19 protein-coding genes are annotated in these 20,593 nt (G+C 61.0%); 8 read left to right on the top strand and 11 right to left on the bottom strand.

Going from position 1 to position 20,593, the window contains the following annotated elements:
• The first annotated feature begins 181 nt into the window (after window positions 1–181).
• Window positions 182–709 carry a hypothetical protein gene (locus SINAC_RS39950; RefSeq protein WP_154673965.1) on the top strand — a complete coding sequence of 176 codons (528 nt, stop codon included), beginning with the start codon at window positions 182–184 and terminating at the stop codon, window positions 707–709.
• A 348-nt stretch (window positions 710–1,057) separates the two neighbouring features.
• On the opposite strand, the gene SINAC_RS18020 is transcribed toward SINAC_RS39950, so the two are convergent.
• The gene (locus SINAC_RS18020; protein ID WP_020467761.1) at window positions 1,058–1,321 is read right to left on the bottom strand and encodes a hypothetical protein; all 264 of its coding nucleotides are present in this window, start codon (window positions 1,319–1,321) and stop codon (window positions 1,058–1,060) included.
• Between the two features lie 91 nt (window positions 1,322–1,412).
• Here SINAC_RS18020 and SINAC_RS18025 point away from each other — a divergent pair, with 91 nt between their 5' ends.
• From SINAC_RS18025 to SINAC_RS18065, 6 genes are all read left to right on the top strand, one after another.
• A complete protein-coding gene (locus tag SINAC_RS18025) occupies window positions 1,413–1,643 on the top strand; it encodes a hypothetical protein (protein ID WP_020467762.1) in 231 nt (76 codons plus the stop codon).
• A gap of 15 nt (window positions 1,644–1,658) precedes the next feature.
• A complete protein-coding gene (locus tag SINAC_RS18030) occupies window positions 1,659–1,895 on the top strand; it encodes a hypothetical protein (protein WP_015247057.1) in 237 nt (78 codons plus the stop codon).
• A gap of 190 nt (window positions 1,896–2,085) precedes the next feature.
• Window positions 2,086–3,693, top strand: coding sequence for a transposase (locus SINAC_RS18035; RefSeq protein ID WP_015245676.1), 1,608 nt, complete (start codon window positions 2,086–2,088; stop codon window positions 3,691–3,693).
• Window positions 3,694–4,138: 445 nt separating this feature from the next.
• Window positions 4,139–5,608 (top strand): IS701 family transposase, encoded by a 1,470-nt coding sequence (locus SINAC_RS18045; protein ID WP_015244795.1) that lies wholly within the window; start codon window positions 4,139–4,141, stop codon window positions 5,606–5,608.
• 81 nt (window positions 5,609–5,689) lie between these two features.
• Window positions 5,690–6,001 (top strand): DUF6869 domain-containing protein, encoded by a 312-nt coding sequence (locus SINAC_RS41920; RefSeq protein ID WP_390553818.1) that lies wholly within the window; start codon window positions 5,690–5,692, stop codon window positions 5,999–6,001.
• Between the two features lie 2,043 nt (window positions 6,002–8,044).
• Complete coding sequence (locus SINAC_RS18065; protein ID WP_015247062.1) at window positions 8,045–10,159, top strand: hypothetical protein; 2,115 nt, start codon at window positions 8,045–8,047, stop codon at window positions 10,157–10,159.
• Window positions 10,160–10,336: 177 nt separating this feature from the next.
• Here the strand turns inward: SINAC_RS18065 and SINAC_RS18070 are convergent, their stop codons facing one another.
• The 4 genes from SINAC_RS18070 to SINAC_RS18085 all read right to left on the bottom strand — a co-directional run bounded on the left by SINAC_RS18070 (window position 10,337) and on the right by SINAC_RS18085 (window position 13,235).
• Window positions 10,337–11,065, bottom strand: a complete 729-nt coding sequence (locus SINAC_RS18070; RefSeq protein WP_015247063.1) for a leucine-rich repeat domain-containing protein — start codon at window positions 11,063–11,065, stop codon at window positions 10,337–10,339.
• Between the two features lie 343 nt (window positions 11,066–11,408).
• Window positions 11,409–11,672, bottom strand: a complete 264-nt coding sequence (locus tag SINAC_RS18075) for a hypothetical protein (protein ID WP_015247064.1) — start codon at window positions 11,670–11,672, stop codon at window positions 11,409–11,411.
• A gap of 25 nt (window positions 11,673–11,697) precedes the next feature.
• Window positions 11,698–12,714 carry a beta-galactosidase trimerization domain-containing protein gene (locus SINAC_RS18080; RefSeq protein WP_015247065.1) on the bottom strand — a complete coding sequence of 339 codons (1,017 nt, stop codon included), beginning with the start codon at window positions 12,712–12,714 and terminating at the stop codon, window positions 11,698–11,700.
• A gap of 164 nt (window positions 12,715–12,878) precedes the next feature.
• On the bottom strand, window positions 12,879–13,235 hold the full coding sequence (locus SINAC_RS18085) for a hypothetical protein (protein ID WP_026012151.1): 357 nt from the start codon (window positions 13,233–13,235) through the stop codon (window positions 12,879–12,881).
• 54 nt (window positions 13,236–13,289) lie between these two features.
• Between SINAC_RS18085 and SINAC_RS18090 the strand changes: the two genes are divergently transcribed.
• A complete protein-coding gene (locus SINAC_RS18090) occupies window positions 13,290–14,168 on the top strand; it encodes an IS5 family transposase (protein WP_015247066.1) in 879 nt (292 codons plus the stop codon).
• On the opposite strand, the gene SINAC_RS18095 is transcribed toward SINAC_RS18090, so the two are convergent.
• From SINAC_RS18095 to SINAC_RS18120, 6 genes are all read right to left on the bottom strand, one after another.
• A complete protein-coding gene (locus tag SINAC_RS18095; protein ID WP_026012152.1) occupies window positions 14,165–15,658 on the bottom strand; it encodes a glycosyltransferase family protein in 1,494 nt (497 codons plus the stop codon). The two genes, SINAC_RS18090 and SINAC_RS18095, sit on opposite strands and share 4 nt — an antisense overlap.
• Window positions 15,659–15,972: 314 nt before the next feature.
• Window positions 15,973–16,809 carry a CheR family methyltransferase gene (locus SINAC_RS18100; RefSeq protein WP_015247067.1) on the bottom strand — a complete coding sequence of 279 codons (837 nt, stop codon included), beginning with the start codon at window positions 16,807–16,809 and terminating at the stop codon, window positions 15,973–15,975.
• Entirely contained in the window at window positions 16,800–17,852 is a 1,053-nt protein-coding gene (locus tag SINAC_RS18105) for a chemotaxis protein CheB (protein ID WP_237722862.1), read from the bottom strand. Before SINAC_RS18105 ends, SINAC_RS18100 begins: the two co-directional genes overlap by 10 nt.
• Before the next feature lie 50 nt (window positions 17,853–17,902).
• Window positions 17,903–18,313 (bottom strand): response regulator, encoded by a 411-nt coding sequence (locus SINAC_RS18110; RefSeq protein ID WP_015247069.1) that lies wholly within the window; start codon window positions 18,311–18,313, stop codon window positions 17,903–17,905.
• Window positions 18,314–18,363: 50 nt separating this feature from the next.
• Complete coding sequence (locus SINAC_RS18115; protein WP_015247070.1) at window positions 18,364–20,142, bottom strand: methyl-accepting chemotaxis protein; 1,779 nt, start codon at window positions 20,140–20,142, stop codon at window positions 18,364–18,366.
• Complete coding sequence (locus tag SINAC_RS18120; protein WP_015247071.1) at window positions 20,139–20,591, bottom strand: chemotaxis protein CheW; 453 nt, start codon at window positions 20,589–20,591, stop codon at window positions 20,139–20,141. Before SINAC_RS18120 ends, SINAC_RS18115 begins: the two co-directional genes overlap by 4 nt.
• Between the last annotated feature and the right edge of the window lie 2 nt (window positions 20,592–20,593).

Here is a 20,593-nt window from a genome sequence, read left to right on the forward strand (position 1 = left end):
CTACTCCGTTAAGCCTTCGGCCGGAATTGACGCAAACCATTTTTGCATTGATTCGCTCGCGTGAAAGCGGGGCCCAGAAAGCAATCAATCATGCGTCACAATCTCCTGACAATTCAGCACTTGTGGCGAGCGATCAGCAGAGTCAACGGAAAGTAAAAACCATTGCATAAAAGAATTCCTCATGCCAATCAACTCAAGCCAAAGCCGCCCTTTCAATATCGGCGACGCCACGATCATTGTTGCCTTGACAGCAATTGGATTATGGGGTGTACGGATCATCTATCACCTATATTCATTATCAAACTTAGATTTTTTCACTATATTTTTTCTAGGAATGCCTATTCTAATGGCATTAACTCTTGGATTTCTCATCATTCGGTTACGTTCTCCACGTCCAAATCGTCGCCGTCTAATGCGACAGCCTGGCTTTGTTGCCTGCATTACCATTGCGATACAAAATACAGCCATTTTCACCACACTCACTATCCTTGAATTACTACACCCACCAACGCGCCCTCCTGAAGAATTTATTGCTTTTCTATTGTCACATGACATGGTGACGCTGCTTAATGGGTTTTCCATATTGACATCGTGGTCTTTATTCACCATTGCAGGACATCTAAGCTGGAAGTCGAATTGGATTGACCGGCTCGGAATTTCGCTCGCATTGGGATGGATCATTTTGACCCTAGTGGCTGTTCCTCGCTAATTATGAGGGAAAGAAAAGACTAACATACAGGTTTCGAGACTGGGCCCCGAGCGCGTACCTTCACCGGCTGACGAAGCTGTGGGAAACTTTTGACCAGACGACCGCTTGGCCAAGCGGCTACCTCTGTCATAGGTACTGATCACGCTTCGCCATACTGGTTCATCAGGAGAACGCCTCACGTTGCCGTATCAGGCGTTCGGTGACCCGGCAGAGCACCAGTAAGCGCACGCTCCTCCCAGCCTTGCCCGCCTCCGACGGTCCTCGTCGAGAGACAAGTTGTCCTGGCGCCTGGGCGGGCTCTCACAAGCCAATCCTCTTCCTGACTTGACCTTCAACTCGCTCGCTTTGTCATGAAGACGCGCGACGCCGCTGGCGTTTTTCCTTCTGCCGCGCCGCCTTCCGTCGCGACTCATCGAGGCGATGCTCCAGCACGAACTCAGGATGACTCGCAGCCCAACGGTCCGGCAGTAACGCCTCCAGGTCGGTCTCGCACGTGCTCAGCCGCAGGAGCACCTCACGAACATAGGCCCACGGCTCCAGGCGATGACGCTTCGCTCCTGCCAGGATCGTGAACAGAATCGCCGCACGAGGACCTGCCTCGGAACTCCCCAAAAATTCCCAATTCTTCCAGTTATGCTGAATTCAGCATAAAAGAAAGAACTGGCTGTTCCTCGGAAATGTGGACGCGGGTCCGCGAGCGGCGATGCTGAGCACGATCATGGCGGGGGCCAAACGCCATCGCCTGGAGCCGTGGGGGTACGTCAAGGACGTGCTGATGACGCTGAGCGTGGAGCCGGAACGGGTCGAGGACCTGTTGCCCGACCGCTGGGGTCAGAGCCATCCCGAGCAGGTGATGCCCCACCGCCTGGAGGAATCTCGCGAGAAGGCCCGGCGTCGCAATGCGAAGCGAGCGGAGCGTCGCAACGGGAAGTAACCCAAGAGACGACCGATGCCGAGGTGGGGGGACCCGACACGCGGGTATCTGGGTATCTCGAGCGCTTACTTCCAGGCCACTGAGGAGTCCGCGAATGACTCGGGCGGCGTTGGCGCGATGTTCGGCCCGATAGAATTTCGGGAGATCGCGTTGGAGGAATCCGGTCAGGCGGTCCGAACAGCCCTGGACGGCTTCGGGTGTGAGGATCAGGTCGTTCAGGAGGTCTTGAGCTTCGGGGTAATCCAGAAGTGATATGAGAGGATCTTTGTTCGGATTTCATCTCCTTACCGTGATTCAGGATAACAAAACTCAACCGGCCTGAAACGTGATCGGTCACAGTAGAATTAATGGGGAAGCAGCGAATGATCGCCGTTTTTTTTTTGAGAATGGACGGGCCGGCAAAAAGTCTGGCAAACTCAGCTGAGGGCGCTATGCTATCTGCATGATCACCATTCGCGATCACCAGACCGGCGATCTCTTCGATCCCTGGGACCATCTCGGCGGCAAGCGTCGCCAACTGCTCGAGCGGTCCTGGGCCGGCGTCTTCCGGGATTACCTCCTCGAGCACTTGCCCGTCGGCGAACTCATCACGCGGTTCTCGCGGCAGCTCGGACGCCCCACCAAGGACCTCCACATGGTTCTCGGGGCACTGATCCTTCAGCAGCTGCACGACTTGACCGATGCCGCTACTGTCGAGGCCGTCGCGTTCAATATCACCTGGCAATACGCCCTCGACATCAGGGCAGAGTCCGACGCCTACCTCTGCGAACGCACCCTGAGAAACTATCGCCAGTGGCTCATTGAGAAGGGGCTGGATCAGGTCCTCTTCCGCTCCCTGACCGATCAACTCATCAAAGCTGTCGGCACGGACACGAGCAAGCAACGCCTGGATTCCACTGCGATTCAATCGGCGATGCGCGGCCTGACCCGGCTCGGGATCATCGTCGAATCGATCAGTAAGTTCCTCCGCGAACTTCGCCGTTTCCATCCGGCCTTGCATGCTCAGGTCGACCCGGACTTGGTCCGCAAGTATGTCGATCGCGAGGGGAATGCTTGCTTTGCCTCCACCAAGCCGAGCGAGTCGAAGCGACGGCTGCCCGAGGCCGCTACGGACCTGCTGGCCTTGGTCACACAGCTTCGCGGGACTACGGCTCTTGAACTCCCGAGCTTTCTGATACTCGACCGTGTACTCTCCGAACAATGTGAAGTTAAGAACGATCCCGAAGCCGGTCCCCAAGTCCGGGTCAAAGAACCTAATGAGATGCCTTGCGGCAACGTTCTGAGCCCGGCCGACCCCGATGCGTCCTACAACGCCCATCGAGGTGTCGGCTTTCTGGTCCAGATCATGGAAACCTATTCCGACGTCGAAGACGACCCCACGGGGACGGCCCCTCCCCCACCGCCCGACCTGATCACGCACGTCGCCGTCGGTCCGATGAACGTTCACGACGGTTCCTCGCTGGAACCTGCGCTGGCCGATACCGACGCGCGCACGATCAAACCCGAGGTTGTGCTGGCGGACTCGCATTACGGCTCGAACGAGAACCTCGAAAAGGCGAAACACCAGGGAGTCGATCTGGTTTCCCCGTCGATGCCACCCAAAGGAAGCAAGCAAGAGAAGCTGACGCTCGAAGACTTCGAGCTCGATGAGCACGGCCTGGTTGTCCGCTGTCCCCAAGGGCACGTCCCCATCACAACGAGCGCCAGTGCTGACAAACTCCAGGTGTGTTTCGAGGAGGCGACCTGCGCAGCGTGCCCCTTTCATAAGTCGTGCTGCGCCTCGGCCGTGGGTCGCAAGGAGTCTCGTTACCAATACACATATGACCGAGTTCGCCAACGATTGCGCCGCCTTCACAACCATTCGGACGAGTTCAAGGAGCGTTATCGCTGGCGTTCGGGGATTGAAGGGACGATGTCCCGATTCAAATACCAGATGAGGATGGCGTCGCTCCGAATTCGTGGCCGGGCAGCCGTCAGTTATGCGAGCTTCTTGCGTGCCCTCGGTCTCAACATTCACCGGGTTGCGGCCTACAAGGCCGCTCTTGAGTAGGAGCCGAGCGTTTTTCGCTTGGAGGGGCCGATCCGGCCCCCTTTGGTGCCCCTGAGACGCGTCCAGTCGAGGTGGCGATCGGCGACGCGATCATCGCGAAAAAACCGTCGGTTCGAAAATCCGGTCAACGGCCGCGTTCACTGCGAGCCTTTTTGCCGGCCCGTCGAGAATGAGCTTCACCTCAGACGGAGAAATTATGCCGATTGATGAGCGATGGCAACAACTTAGGGATTCAGACTGGGATGAACTCGCCCGATCTTGGCTGGCGGGGTTAGAGGATACGTCGGAGGCTCCTCGATCCGGCATCGGCCTGACAGTCGTCTTGATGAACTTCACCACCCCTCCTGAGCTTGACTTTTGCCGTTTTGGGATACAAATGTGGCGAGCCTCCCTGGTGCAATGAGGGGTATGCACAGAGCCCTTCCTCGCACACAAGAAGGCCGCCATGACCAGTTTAACCGATCGGACTCGCGCGCGACTCTCCGTGAAGCAACTTCGCTTGCGGTTGCGGACCAACCGGCGGCGACAGGCTCGCAAGGCGCGGGCCACACGGCGAAGGCTCGAACGAATTCACGAGCAACTCCCCAAGCAGGTCCGCACCGTTCTTGACCCCCTCGAACCCGCCTTCTCGCGGGCGGCCCATCGCCGGTTCATCCTCCTGGCCCTGGCCGCGATCCTGACTCTGGGCGGACGCACGATCAACAACCTGCTCCGTGTCCTGGGCACCCTGGCGCCCGGGCACCCCAGCAGCTATCACCGCGTCTTCTCGCGCGACCGATGGTCGCTCGCCGCCCTGGCTCGCCGCTACATCGCCACGGTCCTCGCCAGTTTCGTGCCGCACGGGCCGATCCTCCTGGCGGGTGACGACACAGTCACCGAGCATCCCGGCCCTCATGTCTACGGTAAGGGACGCCATCGCGACCCGGTTCGCTCGACTCACACCTACACCGCGTTCCGCTGGGGGCATAAGTGGGTCGTCTTGGCCCTGCTCGTCCCCGTCCCCTGGGCCACGCGACGCTGGGCCTTGCCGCTGTTGATCGCGCTGTATCGAACCAAGGAGGATAACGCGAAGTGCGGCCGACGGCACAAAACACCGCCCCAATTGCTCGGCCAGTTGGTTCGTGTCTTGATGCGATGGTTCCCTGATCGGACCCTGGTCGTCACCGCCGACGGCGGCTATGCGACCCACGAGTTGGCGGAACTGGCCGCACGGACCCCGAAGCGGCTGACCCTCGTCAGCTTGTTTTACCCCGATGCCAACCTGGTCGAGCCACCACCGCAATACGCGGGCCTGGGACGTCCTCGGGTTAAGGGAGCGAAGTTGCCCGGCCCGGCGGAAGTCGTCAAGGTGAGCCAGCAACGACAGGCCCTGGAAGTCGCCTGGTACGGCGGCGGCCGACGTCGTGTCGAGACCGTGACGGGGACCGGACTCTGGTACAAGGGAGGACGTCCCCTGGTGAACGTGCGCTGGGTCTTCGTCCACGACCGGGACGGCACGCACCGGGATGGATATTTCTTCACGACCGACGCCACGATGAGCGTCACGTCGCTGATCGAGACCTACACCGCGCGGTGGAACATCGAGACCACCTTCGAGGAAATTCGCTCTTACCTCCGCATGGAGACGACGCGTGGCTGGAGTCGAGACACGGTCCTGCGCGTGGGTCCCTGCCTGTTCGGACTGTATACCCTGGTGACCTGGCTTTACTCCCGATTGCCGAGACGCGGGTCGCGGGTCGGCGGCGTGGACTGGCCGGGCAAATGTGATGTAACGTTCTCGGATGCGATCACGGCGGTCCGCCGCTGGTTGTGGCTGGAATGGGTTTTGGCGATCCCTGGTGATCGCGTGGTGTTCCAAAAGCTCACGCCCGGATTCCGGCAACTCCTGCTCAACGGCCTTGCCCCCGCGGCCTGAACCCCCGCCAAGTCGCTTGCCACGCTCAAAAGCCCGGTCCGAGACGCCGTCGCAAGGGGTCTCCTCGGATCAGGGTGCGCGCTGGCACGACAAGGTCGTCAAAACGGCAAAAGTCAAACTGAGCTTCAATGGCGATTCATCCTGGCAGCAGTTTCACTAGCCAAGACAGATGCTGAACTCGAGCACATCGCTGCCGGACCGCTGGAGCACCTATTGGGCCGTCATGTCGCCGACTACATGGCTGTGGTCGAAAAGGCTACGGCGGCGGACCCGAAATTTATTCGCATGCTCACAACCGTTTGGAAGCACACCATAACGGATGAGGTGTGGGAAAGGTTTCAGACCCTCAAGAAGAAGTACTCTGATTCGGACGATATTCCTGCCGACACCTGATCCCGCGCAGGGGGAGAGTCAGTGGGAACGGAGAAAAGACTGGGCGAAGAAAAGGGGACGGAGGGGAATGGCATGAAGCTAGTAAGCCTTCGCCCAACCCGTTTTCTCGTGCCAGGTAGCCTGTAGATCGATGAGGAGGTTTCGAGTACAAAGGTGCTTATCATGGATGGCTCGCTTGTATCCCGAACCAATTCGAGGGTTTCCATGGACCCTGCTTGGGACAAATTCAGGCGACGACAACGTGCGTTCTGGTTCGCGATCCTTCTATGTCCACCATGGTTCGCTTTCGGATCGTTACTATACTACTTCCTCGCCCGCTTCGAGCTGAATTATGACCTCTTTTTTATATTAATTGTCGCCCTGCCAGCGTTGGGTAATATTATGGTCGCTCATTGGAGGAAATTCTTTTGGCCCTGCCCAAATTGCGGGCGACCCTTCCATGCCACCTGGTTCTACGGCAATTTGATGGCCCGTCAGTGTGTCCATTGCGGTCTACGAAAGTGGGCACCGGTCAAGGCTAAGACAATCAAATCCATCTCGCTGGATCAGTGGAATCCGGTAGCGGACGAGTACTTCGATTAGGCCAACACCTGCACGGCTCGCGCGAGTCGTGCAGGTTGCACGGCCAGGATTGGGCTCTGCTGGGGAACTTCACACCCTGGCACCCGGCAACGACACGAAAGAACAAGGGCTGGCGTTGCTCCGTCGAACGCATCAACCAACACAGGCATCATGACTGTTAGCTGCAAAATCTGCTGATCTCTGCCTCGATGGCGGAGATACCGCTCACCACATCCTCAAAATCCGTAACGGTCAGTAAAAATTCCTCATTTGCGGGTCGAATGCACTCAATCTTCAAACCTTTTGAGTTCAACCCATGCGGCTGCTACGTAAGCGATTCTCGTTGAGGTCGCTGCTAATCCTCGTGGCCGTCGCAGGGATACTGCTGGGGGGTGAGCGGTTATGGCGACGGTCGAAGCACTACAGAAAGCAAGCGGCCTTATGTGCCTACTTCGAATTGCAGTGTCGGCATTACGCAGCCACGGACATGGAAGAGGACAATTGGGCGGGGTTGACCCTTGATGAGAAGAGAGAGAATGCCAGGTTAAATCTCATTAGCGCCCGCCGATTTGGTATTCTTAAGAATATTTACCAGAGGGCAGCACGGCATCCTTGGGAATCACTTCCTCCCGACACCCCAGTCTCAGTGAATGGCTGGGATCTCGGGTCGCTTTCGGCATCGGAGATCGAAGAAATGGTAAGGGACTGGAAGGAGGCCCCTACGTGAGGAAGAAAGAACAGACAACCATGTTAGGAAACCGTCGAATCGAAGGCCGGCGGCCTGAGAACGAAGTGGCCACGTCCAGGCCAGGCATACTGGTGGTTTGTTCAAACTCCAAAGCCAAACTGCGGATCGATGGACCATCTCTGTCGCTGCGGATCACACTCGCTACACTGGTAATATCAGCAATAGCACCAAGGGATTCCTGATAGCGAGTAGGTTTTTCGTCAGAGCATCCCGGAACAAGTCAATCTGAACAGCCCTACAGTCGTCTCCTTCGTTTTCAAGGGCGACCCCGACGCATGTGGTAGCGTAACCTCGTCCACATCGCGTGGACGGGCCTTGATGGCTTACTTGGGTTTTTCGGCACTCTTGCGCGCGACGCGGTCGCGCTGGAATTGGCTCTTACGCTCCCGCTCACGGGGGATTAGCACAATCTCATCCAGCGTCGCGGACTCGCCAGTCACCATTCCCAAAAAATAAGCGTGTACTTGCTGGGGCGATGGTCTGCGTGGAGGTACATCAGCGTAACTCCAATCACGGCGACGTAGAAACTCAACAGCCCCCCTCGCGGCTGTGTTTCCTCGTTCCAGTGGCAACATTGGACACCTCACATGCTCATGACACGATCTATTTGCATACAAACATGGAAATCATGCATAGGCCACGAGTTCCACTATGATCTGTCGGCGGGGGATCGGAGCGATGTTGGCGTGGAGGTTTTGTCAGGCGTTCGATGTGTGCGAGTCCTGGAGTAACCGATGTTGCGACCTATCATCCTCGCGGTTCTCTGCGGCATGCTTTCAAAGGCGTCCCTACTGGCTGACGAGTTGCCGAAGCCGCCGAGCGGTGAGGCCCGACTCGGAAACTTCGATATCGTCGATTGCACCGTCCACATCGACCGGAACGCACTCCAGGACAGCCTGCGTCTCGGAAGCAACCTGATCGCCCTCACGTTTTCAGGGGCCCTCCTGCGATTCGAACTGCCCACGGTGCACCTGGTTCGGGAGCGGATTGACATTGAGGGAGTCACATGCCTGGGCCCAGGCGAGGGAGAGACGGTCCTCGCGGGCCTCACCGACGGCCATATTTGCCGCGTCGAACCGGCAACGCTCGATCTCACAAACTTGACTCAACTTCCTGCCCAACCACGGTGGATCGGGTGGGAACGGGCCGCAGGAGATCGACCGGCGGGTCTGGTGGTCGTGACCCGACCGACCAAGCGCGTTGAGGGCAATGGCAGGCATCGAGACGTGCCCTATTCGGTGGTCCACGCCCTCGCCACCGGGAAGACATTCGCGCTGGAGCGTGAAGCGACGACTTTCCTGCTCGACGGCATGGGGCGGCTCTGGCTCGGGGCTGACAACGGCGAGTGGGGTGGTCGACTCGCTCGGGTCGACCTGGCGAGAGGGACGATCGCGGAGATTAAGCCACCGCCACCCCGCAAACCCGACGACAAAGCCTTCTGGGAAGGCGTTTACGGACTCATCGAGCTACGTGACGGCCAGGTCTGGGCCTTCGGCGGCACGTCGCACATGGGCGTCGACTCGGGATACCTCACGCGGGTCGATGGACCTGAACCGCACACGTTGTACAGATCCGAGCCTCCCCATGACCAAGAGTTCGGGAACGACCCCAGACGGCCGATGATGCCCATCACGCACGTCGTCGAGGAGAACGACGGTCTGCTTGTCTTCTCGGACAACGATGTCTTCCGAGTTGATAAGAAGCTGAAAGCCTGGAAGAAGCTCGCCACCCTCCCAATCCAGGGCCGCTGGGGGCGGCCCGACGCTGTCGGATCTTATCCATCCGTCCGCACTGTTCACCCACCGAGTCGCGAAGGAGAGCCTTATGTCCTCGCCACGGTCGGCGATGGGTATGTGCTCCTGGAAGGAACGAAGGTGATCCCGCGCGGGCTTCCCGGGCAAATTGGCGCGTCGAACGTCTCCAAAATCATGAACACGTCGGAAGGGACCTTCTTTTTTGAGGGTGACGACCGACTCCCCGCCTGGACGCTCCGCGAGAACGGCTGGGAAGTCGCTTCGCTCGCACCACCCTTCCTGATCGACCCGGCTGGCGACGCCGCAGAGATCGAAAAGCACGAGGAGTCCTGGTACGAGACCCACGTCCTCGTAGGCCCCGACGGGGCGATCTCTACCGTGAGCGGAACCGGCGTGAGCGACGGGACGCGGACCACGGCACGCCGGGTCGATGGGAAATCCTTGCGGCTCGGTCGGGAAACGTCGTCACTAAACCCATCGGCATCCTTCATCACGGCTGATGGTATCCTCTGGAATGTTTCGTCCGGCGATCTGAAGCGGTTCGAAAAGGGCCGATGGAAAACCGTGGCTCAGATCCCGGGGGCAGATGTCCCTTACCACCTGAATCCCATCAACAAGCAAGGTCCGCCGTGGCTCCTTCTCGATCGGCCCGATAAGACCTTGTGGCAACTGAAGCGAGGCGTGCAAGGCGACGACCCGCGGTTGACCCCGATCGAGATCCAGGAAGGCGAGAAGACGCTCCACATCAGTGCCGCGATCCCTTGGTCCTCCGAGGCGATTCTTCTCGCGACCGACTCGGGTCTCAGGGTGTACGACCCCGCCACTCAGAGGCTTTCGAAAGTCGATTGGGGAGAACCTCTACAACCGGTGAACGCTCTTGCCCAGGATGGTCTCGGCCGCCTCTGGCTCGGTTGCAAGCGCGGTCTCTGGATGGTCGAGGCTGGGGGGAAGACGATGGAACCGTTCGATCGCGTACCCTGGATCTGGCAGAACGAGGTCGACGCCCTGGCACCCGATCCACGTCACGAAGACGGTGTCATCGTAGCGCTCGGGTCGCGAGGTGCCGCATTCGTTCGGGCAATTCGCAAGCCCTAACTGAAAATCCGGGCCGAGTAGTTTGGACAATGGGGACCACTTCAGGCAGGGCGGCCGACGTATGGAGTGGCGGCGGCAAGAGTTGCGATCCCTGGGAATCTCGAGCGCCTACCTTGATCGGCGGTTTCATCGCCTAGCACCTTGACACACGCAATACTGCTAATGCGCTTCATTTGCCTATTCGATGACCCTCAAGTGGGGCATCGCGGCTTTAAGTCTTTGCACGCCTGCTTCCGTGACTTTTGTATCGCCTACGCATACAATCCTAAGCTTTGCCAACAGTCTCAATTCTTCCAGACCTACGTCGGTTAATCCAGTGTCCGCCAGGTCGAGCACTTGTAGGCATTCCAGGTCCTTTAAGTGGGTCAACCCTGCATCAGTTAGCCGATTACCTCGAACGAGGATCTGCTCTAATTTAGGATGCTTCGCTATGGAGGCGATCGCAGCATCGGTAAGATTTGAGTAGCTTATATGCAAATCGCGCAATTTGCTTAATTTCTCCAAATAGAATACACCTACATCGGTGACTTCTGTCGCTTCAACTGTGACTATATTTTCAAGATTTTCCATTTGGCTGAGACACTTCAATCCCTGGTCGGTAGCTTGTGACCCCGTGAGCAGCACGCCCTTGAGATTTGTCAAGTCCGCGAGCTGAAGCAGTAGGTTGTCAGCCTTGGCGTTGTTTATTGGCTGAAAACTGTTTGGAGCAAATGGATCACGGACCAAGCTCACTTCGGCGATCTCCTGGAAGTATTCTTCACCCAAAAGCTTTCTCAGCCATTTCGGCCCAGGCGGCTGGGGTCCCTTAACGAGTCGGCCGTCCACAAACTGCCAGTCGTAGAAAACCCAACCGCCGTATTCTTTGACAGCCGCGACCGCTTCCCGCTGTTTCCGGATCTTGTTCATAAGGCACCTCATCCAGGCTCCGGTTATGAGCGGCACGAGAATCCAGATACGAAGGCTGATGCGAACGCGACGAGGCTTTGGCTTGTTCAAATTGGGAATTCCATCCGCTGAAATTATCTTAGGTGGATGGTGAGAACAAGAACGAATCGACCGTAAGCAGAGAGTTTTTTACATAAAGGGAAGTGCGTCGAGGCGATCGTGACATCGATGAGGCCGATTCGTCAAAAAGAGGAACAAGAACTCTTTGCAAAGCACGGCCATACACGCAAAACACAATTAATACTAATACATATTAAAAATAAAAAAATTCATATATGCGCATAAACACAAAGTTCCGCAGTGGTCAGTAGCGGATGACGACCACGTCGTGGATGTCGCTCACGACGGCCGTGACCGTCTTCCCGTCGAGGGTTGCGGTCGAGTTTGGGCTGGCGACCGCAACGCTTTTCGGGGCCATGCTCAAGAGAACGCGGACACGAAATATTGGAGCATCTTCGATGAGTCCAGGGACAGCGTAGGGGCGGTTGATAACGGGCGTCGTAGCGGGGGTGGGTCCGCCGGCAATCAGGTGAACGCGAAGGGTCCGCGTCTCAGGATCGTCGGTCACAACCGACTCGACGAACGCCTGGGCCTCAACCCGGACTCCGGGGGGGATGAAGGAACCGCACGGCGTTGACCAGCAGCTTGCGGACCTCGATGATCGGGTGCTCGCTCGCGGTCGCGGCGTCGGGGGCGACCGCGAACGTCAGGACGCGGCCCTTACCCACGGTATTGAGGAGCATAGCCGGCCCAACGGTTTTCCCCGCACTCATGGGCCAGCCGGTCCCCTCCTTTCCCTGCTTCTGGCGAACCGTCCGGTGGGGCTCGAGCAGGTCGCCGAGCGGGGTCGCGGTGGTTGGCCGGTAGATCGCGGCCGGGCCCTCGACTAGGAACGGCCAGTCGGGCTCGATCCCGGCCACGAGCGGGCCGAAGGGGAATGAGGCCATGACGGCCGGCAGCCGGACGCGGTTGTCCTGGCTGTCGAGCCGACGGACGAGTTTGGCGCCGATCAGGTCTTCGAGGGCCGATCGGTCGGCCGGCTCGCCGCGACGGCCGAGCACGCCGGACCAGCCGGTGACGATCAGCGAGCCCCCCCGCTCCACGTACGTCCGGAACCGGGCGACCTCCTCGGCCGAGACGACCGGGACGTCGGGCAGGATCACGACCGGGAAGGCGGCGAGCGAAGCATCGGTGGCATTCTCGTCGAGGGCGACACCCCACGGGACGTGCTCAAGCACGAGTGCCCGGTGCGCCCCCTGGAAGGCTCGGAAGTAGCGTCCGGGCTGCTCGCGGCCGTACCAGTCGCGGCTCCGCGAGGAGAAGTAGACGGCAACGTCCCGGATGGGCCGAAAGCCGAGGTGCTCGCGACCGACCTTGGCGTCGCGGAAGGCCTCGCCGATGCGACGGTAGGCGACCGGGTCGAGCCGACCGTCGTAGCCGGTCTTGTCGACCATGGTCACGAACGCACCGCGGGCCAGGAGAGTCGCCAGTTCCCAGCGGATGTCGTTCAAGGGCCGGGTTGTCTGGTCATGATACATCCGAACCCCGCGCTGGATGGCGACCTGGAACGATAAGCCGGAGGTGGCGGCTCGGTAGAATTCGGCGTTCAAGGCCGACCCCCAGGGCGCTGAAACCCCAGACCCCGGTCTCGCCGGTCAGGAAGTCGCCGTTCCCCCCGTGCTAGACCAGGCGCTGGCCGACCTCGAACGCGAACGGAGGGTTGCCATGGTAGTCCACTCAGGCCACTCGACCTGCGCCATGCTCTCCCTACACCTCAGCGCCTTGGACCTTTACTCGGCTCAAGGGATCGACCTAACGAGGTGACCGCCTCCTGGCGGGCCGGGAGGCGGATGAATACCAAAGAGCCGTCGCCATTCGTGACCGGTTCCTGGGGCACCTTGCGGAGCAGGCCGGCGACGAGCGCCTCGGCGCTGGCCTCGTGCCCCTTGCGATCGACGTAGATCCCCGCGAACTGGGCCGCGATCAGCGAGTCGACCAGTTCGCCGGGCGGGAGCGGAGCGAGGAGGCTCTGCCAGGCCTCAGTCTCGCGTCCACGCAGGGCACCGTAACTCCAGCGAAGCCGACGCGAGTGCAAATAGCCACGAAAGTGGCTGTAGGCTCTGTTTGACAAACCGTCTGGAGGCGTCGAACGTAGAAATAGGGTGATCGAGCAGGAGGTCCCCCTATGCATCGCTACGAACTCACTGATCAACAATGGGCTCGGATTGAGCCGCACTTGCCGCACCGGACCCATCACGGCAACCTGGGGCATCCGTTCAACGACCACCGCCCCATCCTCAACGGCATCCTTTGGATCCTTCATACCGGCGCCCCTTGGAGAGATCTCCCCGAGCGCTACGGACCCTGGGAGACTGTGTACTACCGGTTCAACCGCTGGCGTCGGGACGGTACATGGATTCGGATCGTCTCCTCGCTCTTGGATGAACTGGACGATCGAGGCCAGATCGACCATGACTTGTGGTGCATCGACGGCTCCGTGATCCGGGCCAGTCGGGCGGCCGCCGGGGCGAAAAAAAAGGCAAGCCAATGGTGCAGGCTTGGAGGGCGTCAAGAGACGCAAATGGAGGAACCGCCGGACCATGCGTTGGGGCGTTCGCGAGGCGGGTTCGGCACCAAGATCCACCTCGTGTGTGATAGCCATGGGAGCGTGGTCGGTATCCACGTCACGGCCGGACAGAGGCACGACAGCGTGGCTTTCGAGCCGACGATGGCCCGACGCCTGTTCCGTCGCCGTCGGGGCCAGCGTCGCTGGCCGCGGCGGCTGGCAGGCGACAAGGGGTATAGCTATCGGCGGATCCGGCGCTGGTGCCGGAGGCGACGAGTCGAGGCGGTGATCCCGACGCGCAAGGACCAGCCTCGGGATGAGAAGTTCGACAAGGCCACATACAAGCGGCGGAATATCATCGAGCGGGTGGTGGGCTGGTTCAAGGAGTACCGCCGGTTAGGCACCCGCTACGAGAAATTGGCGGTTAACTACGTCGCCATGTGGTTGGTCGCAATCATGGAGAAAGCCCTGTTTCGCCTTTTGCCAAACACAGCCTAGTCGTACATCTTGAAGTGTCGGCCGAACTCCGGAAACGAGTTGGGGGGGAGTTGAAAAATCATCGCGCCCGGCGGCAAACTCTTCTCGACCCGCGTCACAAACGCCCGGTCGTCACGGAAGGCGCGAGTGTCCTTGATGTGGTCGGGCGTCAATCGCAACGGGATCTGGTCGAGGAGCCCCAAGGCCGTCACTCCCCAGAGCACCGCAAGCCACCCCCAGCGGGCCCGCCCCGGCGCGGAGCTACGGCCAGGTCGGTTCACAACCAGCGCCAGCGCAAATAGCGAGAAGAAGCCGAGGAAGACGCTGAGGCGGTTGTAGCAACGGATCTTGGTCGTCACATACAGGGCAATCATCTCGCCGAACCCACCGATCAAGCCCAGCAGCAGCACCGCTAGGGTCAGCTTGCCGAGATCCCCCAGCGTGGGGAGCCGGCGGGTCGCAAGGCAGGGAGCGGCCAGCCCGCAGACCACCGCGACGAGCAGGCCGCAAGACCCGACCAAGCCCAGCGCCGGTGCGGTCTCGGACTCGTTCAGCTCATTGTACTGCCAGCTCAGCTCGGCCTCGGGGCGGGAGCGCTCGGGCGGCCGCCCGGAGTCCAGGCCGGGCAAGCGGTGGCCGGGAACGGGCTTGAGTAGGTTCACAACCCGCAGGCCGTACTGGTAGTAGTTGCCGACGGGGCGCTTCGACGCCAGCGGGTTCACCCCCTCACGCAGCTCGTAGGCCACGAAGGGCACGAGTTGCACGGCGAAGAGACCGACCAACAACCCGGCCGCCACCACAGCATCGAGGACCCGGTCCAACCCCGGCCGCCTCAGGACGCCAATCAATCCACTGGTCAGCAACAAAAACGTGCCGAAGTACGCGTAATACGGCCCCGATAATGCCGCCAGGCCGCATGCGGCGAGCGCAGGCGCCGAGCGCCCCCACGACCAGGACCACCGGAGTCGCCCCGCGTCGTCACGGCGGAAGAGCACCGACTCCCCGGCACAGAGCCAGAGCGCGACCATCGCCAGAAGCGGAACCGCGCTGTAGTTCGATAAGTGCGCGTGGGGCGGGCCGTGCCAGAAGTGGTATGGCAAGAACGCGAAGAGCAGGCTCGCAGCCACGGCCACCTGCCGCCCCACCCCGAACTGCCGGAGCACGAACAGAGCCGCCCAGGCCGCCATGAGGTACGTCGCCAAATGGAACAGGTTGCCCGCCAAAAACGGGTCGCCCGTCAGGGCCGTCAGCACCTTCACGCCCAGGAACAGGGCGTTCTCACAGTACGGGAAGTCGTACAGCTTCATCACCCCCGGGGCACCAAGCCAGGGGTTCTCCAAGTACCAGCCGTTGTCGGCGATCCCCTTGAACATCGCCAGGTGGAACGTCACGTCCCCGCCAACAGTGTAGTCCAGCGGGCCCCTGAGGTCGGCCCGGCCCAGGTCGAGAGCGACGACCAAAACCGCCACGGTCAGCACGGTTACCTGCAGGTATAGCAACGCGTTGCGCATCGCCCCCCCTTCGGTCGGCACGGGTCGACGAGCCGCCCAAAACGTCACGTACGAACTTAACCGATCCCATTATATATCATGGCAACAATCGTATTCGCTACATAAAACACAGCGATTCGACCGAACACCACAGAACGCAGGGATTCTCTACCGCCGCAGAGTGAGCGGGTTACGCACGCGTACTTCTTCAACTCGAGCGAGAAGAGAAGATCGGAGAGGAATCATTCGTCAATATGGCCGAGGGTTGACAATCTGGGGCGTTGCCCAGTGTCGTCTCGAGAGGCAGGGGGAGTTCGATGGGCAAACCGCTTTCGCTATGCACGGGCACTCGGACGGCGCAAGCGGTAGCAACCGGCCCGCTCGTGTTCGGTTCGCTCGAAGGCGTCGTCCAGGCCGAGGGTGGTCTCGGCCCCGCCCAGGAAGAGGTAGCCGTCGGGGCGGAGCACGCGGTGGATCCGGCCCAGGATCATCTTCCTGGTTTCGATCCCGAAATAGATCAGAACGTTGCGAAGCAGGAGAATGTCCGGGGAGTGCAGGGGGGGCCACGGCTCAATCAGGTTCAGCGTTCGGAACTCCACCATCCGGCGGATCTCTTCCGTGATCTGCCAGGAAGTCCCCTGCTTGCGGAAATACTTGACGAGCAATCGCGCCGGCAGACCTCGGTTGATTTCAGCCTGATTGTAACGGCCTTCGCTCGCCTTGCGGAGGATTTCGGAAGAGATGTCGGTGGCGAGGATCGAGACGGTCCAGCCGGGGAGGCCCGCGAAATGCTCGCGCAAGAGCATGGCGATGCTGTACGCCTCTTGTCCGCTCGAGCTGGCGGCACACCAGATCTCGAGCCGACGCGCGGCCGACCGGCGCTGGATGAGCGCGGGCAGGATGTCGCGGCGAAGGGCTTCGAAAGGATGGAGGTCGCGGAAGAACGAGGTCTCGTTGGTGGCCAGGGCCTCAACCACCTTCTGAGGCAGACCGCCGCCCGGCAAGGCGCGGACCTGGCCCAGGAGCTCGGCGATCGATTCAAATCCTTCGGCCAGGGCCAGGGGGCCGAGGCGCGCCTCGGCCAGGTACAGCTTCTCCGCCGGGAGCGCGATGGCCGAACGCGAGCAGACCAGGTCCCGGACGAAGTCGAAGTCGGCTCGGCTCAACGGCATGGTGCCTCCTCGGATTCTCCCTCGAACCTTCGGCGAGCGGGCCATCGCTCGCGCGACCGCCGGTCGATCTCCGGGCCAAGAGCGCCGAGCGGCAGGACCAGGTCGGCCAGCCCGGCGCGGGAGACCTGGCCGGGCATCCCCCAGACGACGCTGGTCGCCTCATCTTGAACGAGGACCTGGCCGCCGGCCGCGCGGATCGCCGCGCATCCGGCCAGGCCATCCCGCCCCATGCCGGTCAGAACGACGGCCAGCGCGGCCGGCCCATAGACGGCCGCCACCGAGCGGAACAAGACGTCCACCGACGGCCGGCACGATTGCTCCGGCGGATCGTGGCTAAACCGTACACAGACCCCCTGCGAATCCCTCGCAACCACCAGGTGAACGTTCCCAGGGGCCAACCAGGCATGGCCGGGGAGGAGTCGATCGCCAGGCGCGGCCTCTTGCACACCCAACGCCGAATGATGCGCCAGGCGGTCGACGAGATATCTCGTGAAGTTCGGAGGCAGATGCTGCACGATCAGGATCGGGACCGGGAAATCGGCCCGGAACGACGACAAGAGCAGAGCCAGGGCATCCGGACCGCCAGTCGACGCACCAATGACCAAGATCTCAACCTTCTCAATTGCAGCGCCGAGGTTCCGGGGAGCCTTCGCCTCTTCATCGCTGACGCCATGGCGCTTGATCGTGGCGATCAGGCCGCCGGGAATCCCGTGGATCGCGACCGCCAATCGCCCGGGATCCAACGCCCTTGAATTGGCGGCCGAACGATCAAGTCGCCGCTCCTTCTCCTCGCCGAACAGGATGATGGAAAGGCGCGGGTGCGCCCGCTGGATCGCCGCGAGGATCCCGGAGCCGTCCCCCTTCGACGTCTCCCCCCCGAGAACGACCAGGTCCGGGCGACCTTGCTCGATTTTCGCCAGCCCGAGACGAGCGCCCGCAGCAATGCCGAGGACCTCCAGCGCAGGATCAGCCGCGATGGCTTCGGCCAGCATCCGACGAACGACGAAGGAACCGCCGATGATGAGGACGCGGATCTTTCGCATGGCTCGGGTCCGGTTCCGCCCAGTCAGGTGTTCCACAAGTCCCGAGTTCATCACGTCGTAGGCGGAAGCGGAGGCAGGAGCGGATCGACCGACGCCGGCATCATCCCCAGGAGTTCGAGCTTCTGGACGATCATATCCCTGGTAAACGGCTTCATGAGGTACTCGTCGGCCCCTTGTTCGAGCGCATCGGCCACCCGATCCATCTCGGTCTCGGCGGTCACCATCATCAGCTTCAGATGATCATACTCGGGTCGAGAACGCACAGCGCGGACAAACTCGAGGCCATCCATTTCGGGCATAGTCCAGTCGACCAGAACCAGCGAGGTCCGGGCGATCTCGGCGAGCCGCTGGAGCCCCTCCCGACCATGGCCTGCCTCGTAGACCTCGAAGCCGAGACCCACCAGGATTCGCGAGAGGATGGACCGGATAGCTCGAGAGTCATCGACGATCAAGACGCGCATGACGAGCGTTCCTCGAGAGACAATCCCATCCCATGCACCTGTTTTCTCTTTCAATTGCGAACGTAGAGACCACCTCGGCTTTGCCCGTTCAGGCGTGACGGATTTCTCACAGGGGATCGCGACGAAGACAGGCGCGACCCCGCATCCCCTCCATTGGTTCCCGGCCCTGGTTCGTCGTCGGCCCGCTGATGATAGGTGAACTGGGCGACCAGGCCGTGCAGCTCGGTCGCCATCCGAGCGAGTTCCGCGGCCGCCGTCTGGGTCTGCCCCGCTCCCTCGGAGGTCCCGCGAGTGGCTTCGGCCACGGCCAGGATGGTCCGGGCGATCTCCGAGCTCCCCTGGGCCACCTCGGTGATGTTCCGGGCGATCTCGCTGGTCGTCACCGTCTGCTCCTCGACGGCGCTGGCGATTGTGCCCTGGAGGTCGCTGATCTGGACGATCGTGCCGCCGATCTGCCCGATGGCAGCGACGGCTCCCGCAGTATCACGCTGGATCGCCTCGATCTTCTGGCCGATTTCGCCGGTGGCCTTGGCCGTGGCCTTGGCCAGTTCCTTGACCTCGCTGGCGACCACGGCGAACCCTTTGCCGGCCTCACCGGCGCGAGCCGCCTCGATCGTCGCGTTGAGGGCCAGCAGATTGGTCTGCTCGGCGATGGAAGTGATCAGCTTGACGACCGAGCCGATCTCGGCGCCGCTCTGACCCAGCCGGGTGACGGTGGCGTTGGTCGCCTCGGCCATCTGGACCGCCCCCTCGGCCACGCCCGCCGCTTCACCGGCGCTCTTGGCAATCTCCCGGGAGACTGCCCCCATCTGCGCGACGGCCGCGGCAACGGTCTGAACGCTCATGCTGACCTGCTCGGAGGCCGCCGAAGCGACGTTCGCCTGCGAGGCGGTCTCGTCGGCGTTGCCGCTCATCTGCCGGCTCACGACCGAAAGCTCCTCCGCGGCGCCTGCCAGTCCTTGGGCGTTCTGCCCAATCGACCTGACAGCACCCTCCATGCGTTCCAGCGCCTGGTTCAGACCTCGCCCCATAATGCCGATCTCATCTTTGGATGTCTCTTGAAGTCGATCGGTCAAGTCGCCGGTGGCCAACGCGTCCAGGACCTGCATGGTTCGATTCAAGGGCTGCGTGATCCCTCGGACGATCCAGAGGGAGAATCCCACCACCATCCCGAGGAGGCCGACTCCCAGGGTGAGCAGCAGGATCAACCGCGTTTGGAGGAAGTTTGCCGCTTCCCGCTCGGTCGAGACGATCCCCGCGCGGGTCAGGCTGTTGACCTTCGTCATCGCAAGTCGATGGTCGTGATAGAGCTGACTCATCTCGCCGTCAAGGAGTTTGCGAGCCCCTTCGCGATCGCCCCTCAGGAGGGTCGGGATGAATTGCTCGTCCCTGATCTTGAAGTACTTGGCCGCCGGTAGGTACGACAAGACGAGCGCGGCTTTCCTGAGCTCCTCATCCAGTGGTTGCTTGCTCCAATGCCGATTGCATTCCTCGTAGACCTCCCGTATCTTCCGGCCATCCGCGATCAACGCGGGGATCTGGCCCTGATCCTCAACGCTCACAAGTTGACGATTCAGCGTGTGCAATTCGACCAGGGACGCCGGAGCCGGCTTGTAATCACTGTCCATATCCTGCATCAAGGCGATCTTTCCATAGGTCAGACCATTAACTTTGACGGACTCAAACGTATTATAGGCAAAGACAGCAAAGACCGCGAAACCGACCGCGAACACGCCGATCAGGAGAAAGAGCTTCGACCGGATGGTCAGGTTTCGGAGCCGGAAGAATCGCCCGGCGCCACGGGCGTCGGCCTGGGAATCGGGATTCATGAGGGGAACTCCTTGCGATCGGGCACGATCTTCACGGCCTCGTCGATGTCGAGCAGCAGTAGTAGTTGGTCTTCCAGCTTGTAGGCCCCGCGGATCAGCGTTCGGACCGCGCTGTCGAGAGTGTCGGGGGTCGTCTCGAACGCGGCCCCATCAACCTCAAGGACATCCTCGACTTGATCGACGAGCAGGATGACCGCGTCTTGTTCGTCGAGAACCACCAGGCCCATGAGGGGCGAATCCGTTGAGGCTTCGCCCAACCCCAGGCGAAACCGCAGGTCAAGAGCCGTGATGACCTGGCCACGTAGGTTGATCAGGCCGCGAACCGACGACGAGGCCCGGGGGACGTGGGTCACCGACGGAGCCCGGAGAATCTCCAGGACGCGTTCCACATTCACGCCGTAGAGGCGGCCGTCCAGTCGGAACGAGCAGAGCTGGGTACGCGTCGCCATAG

The organism is Singulisphaera acidiphila DSM 18658, assembly GCF_000242455.2.
GTDB lineage: Bacteria > Planctomycetota > Planctomycetia > Isosphaerales > Isosphaeraceae > Singulisphaera > Singulisphaera acidiphila.

Bases quoted from the DNA above. Each gene is read 5' to 3' on its own strand.
- SINAC_RS39950 (WP_154673965.1), top strand. From the start codon at position 182: ATGCCAATCAACTCAAGCCAAAGCCGCCCTTTCAATATCGGCGACGCC.
- SINAC_RS18025 (WP_020467762.1), top strand. From the start codon at position 1,413: ATGCTGAGCACGATCATGGCGGGGGCCAAACGCCATCGCCTGGAGCCG.
- SINAC_RS18030 (WP_015247057.1), top strand. From the start codon at position 1,659: ATGCCGAGGTGGGGGGACCCGACACGCGGGTATCTGGGTATCTCGAGC.
- SINAC_RS18035 (WP_015245676.1), top strand. From the start codon at position 2,086: ATGATCACCATTCGCGATCACCAGACCGGCGATCTCTTCGATCCCTGG.
- SINAC_RS18045 (WP_015244795.1), top strand. From the start codon at position 4,139: ATGACCAGTTTAACCGATCGGACTCGCGCGCGACTCTCCGTGAAGCAA.
- SINAC_RS18065 (WP_015247062.1), top strand. From the start codon at position 8,045: ATGTTGCGACCTATCATCCTCGCGGTTCTCTGCGGCATGCTTTCAAAG.
- SINAC_RS18070 (WP_015247063.1), bottom strand. From the start codon at position 11,065: ATGAACAAGATCCGGAAACAGCGGGAAGCGGTCGCGGCTGTCAAAGAA.
- SINAC_RS18090 (WP_015247066.1), top strand. From the start codon at position 13,290: ATGCATCGCTACGAACTCACTGATCAACAATGGGCTCGGATTGAGCCG.
- SINAC_RS18095 (WP_026012152.1), bottom strand. From the start codon at position 15,658: ATGCGCAACGCGTTGCTATACCTGCAGGTAACCGTGCTGACCGTGGCG.
- SINAC_RS18100 (WP_015247067.1), bottom strand. From the start codon at position 16,809: ATGCCGTTGAGCCGAGCCGACTTCGACTTCGTCCGGGACCTGGTCTGC.
- SINAC_RS18105 (WP_237722862.1), bottom strand. From the start codon at position 17,852: ATGCGAAAGATCCGCGTCCTCATCATCGGCGGTTCCTTCGTCGTTCGT.
- SINAC_RS18110 (WP_015247069.1), bottom strand. From the start codon at position 18,313: ATGCGCGTCTTGATCGTCGATGACTCTCGAGCTATCCGGTCCATCCTC.
- SINAC_RS18115 (WP_015247070.1), bottom strand. From the start codon at position 20,142: ATGAATCCCGATTCCCAGGCCGACGCCCGTGGCGCCGGGCGATTCTTC.
- SINAC_RS18120 (WP_015247071.1), bottom strand. From the start codon at position 20,591: ATGGCGACGCGTACCCAGCTCTGCTCGTTCCGACTGGACGGCCGCCTC.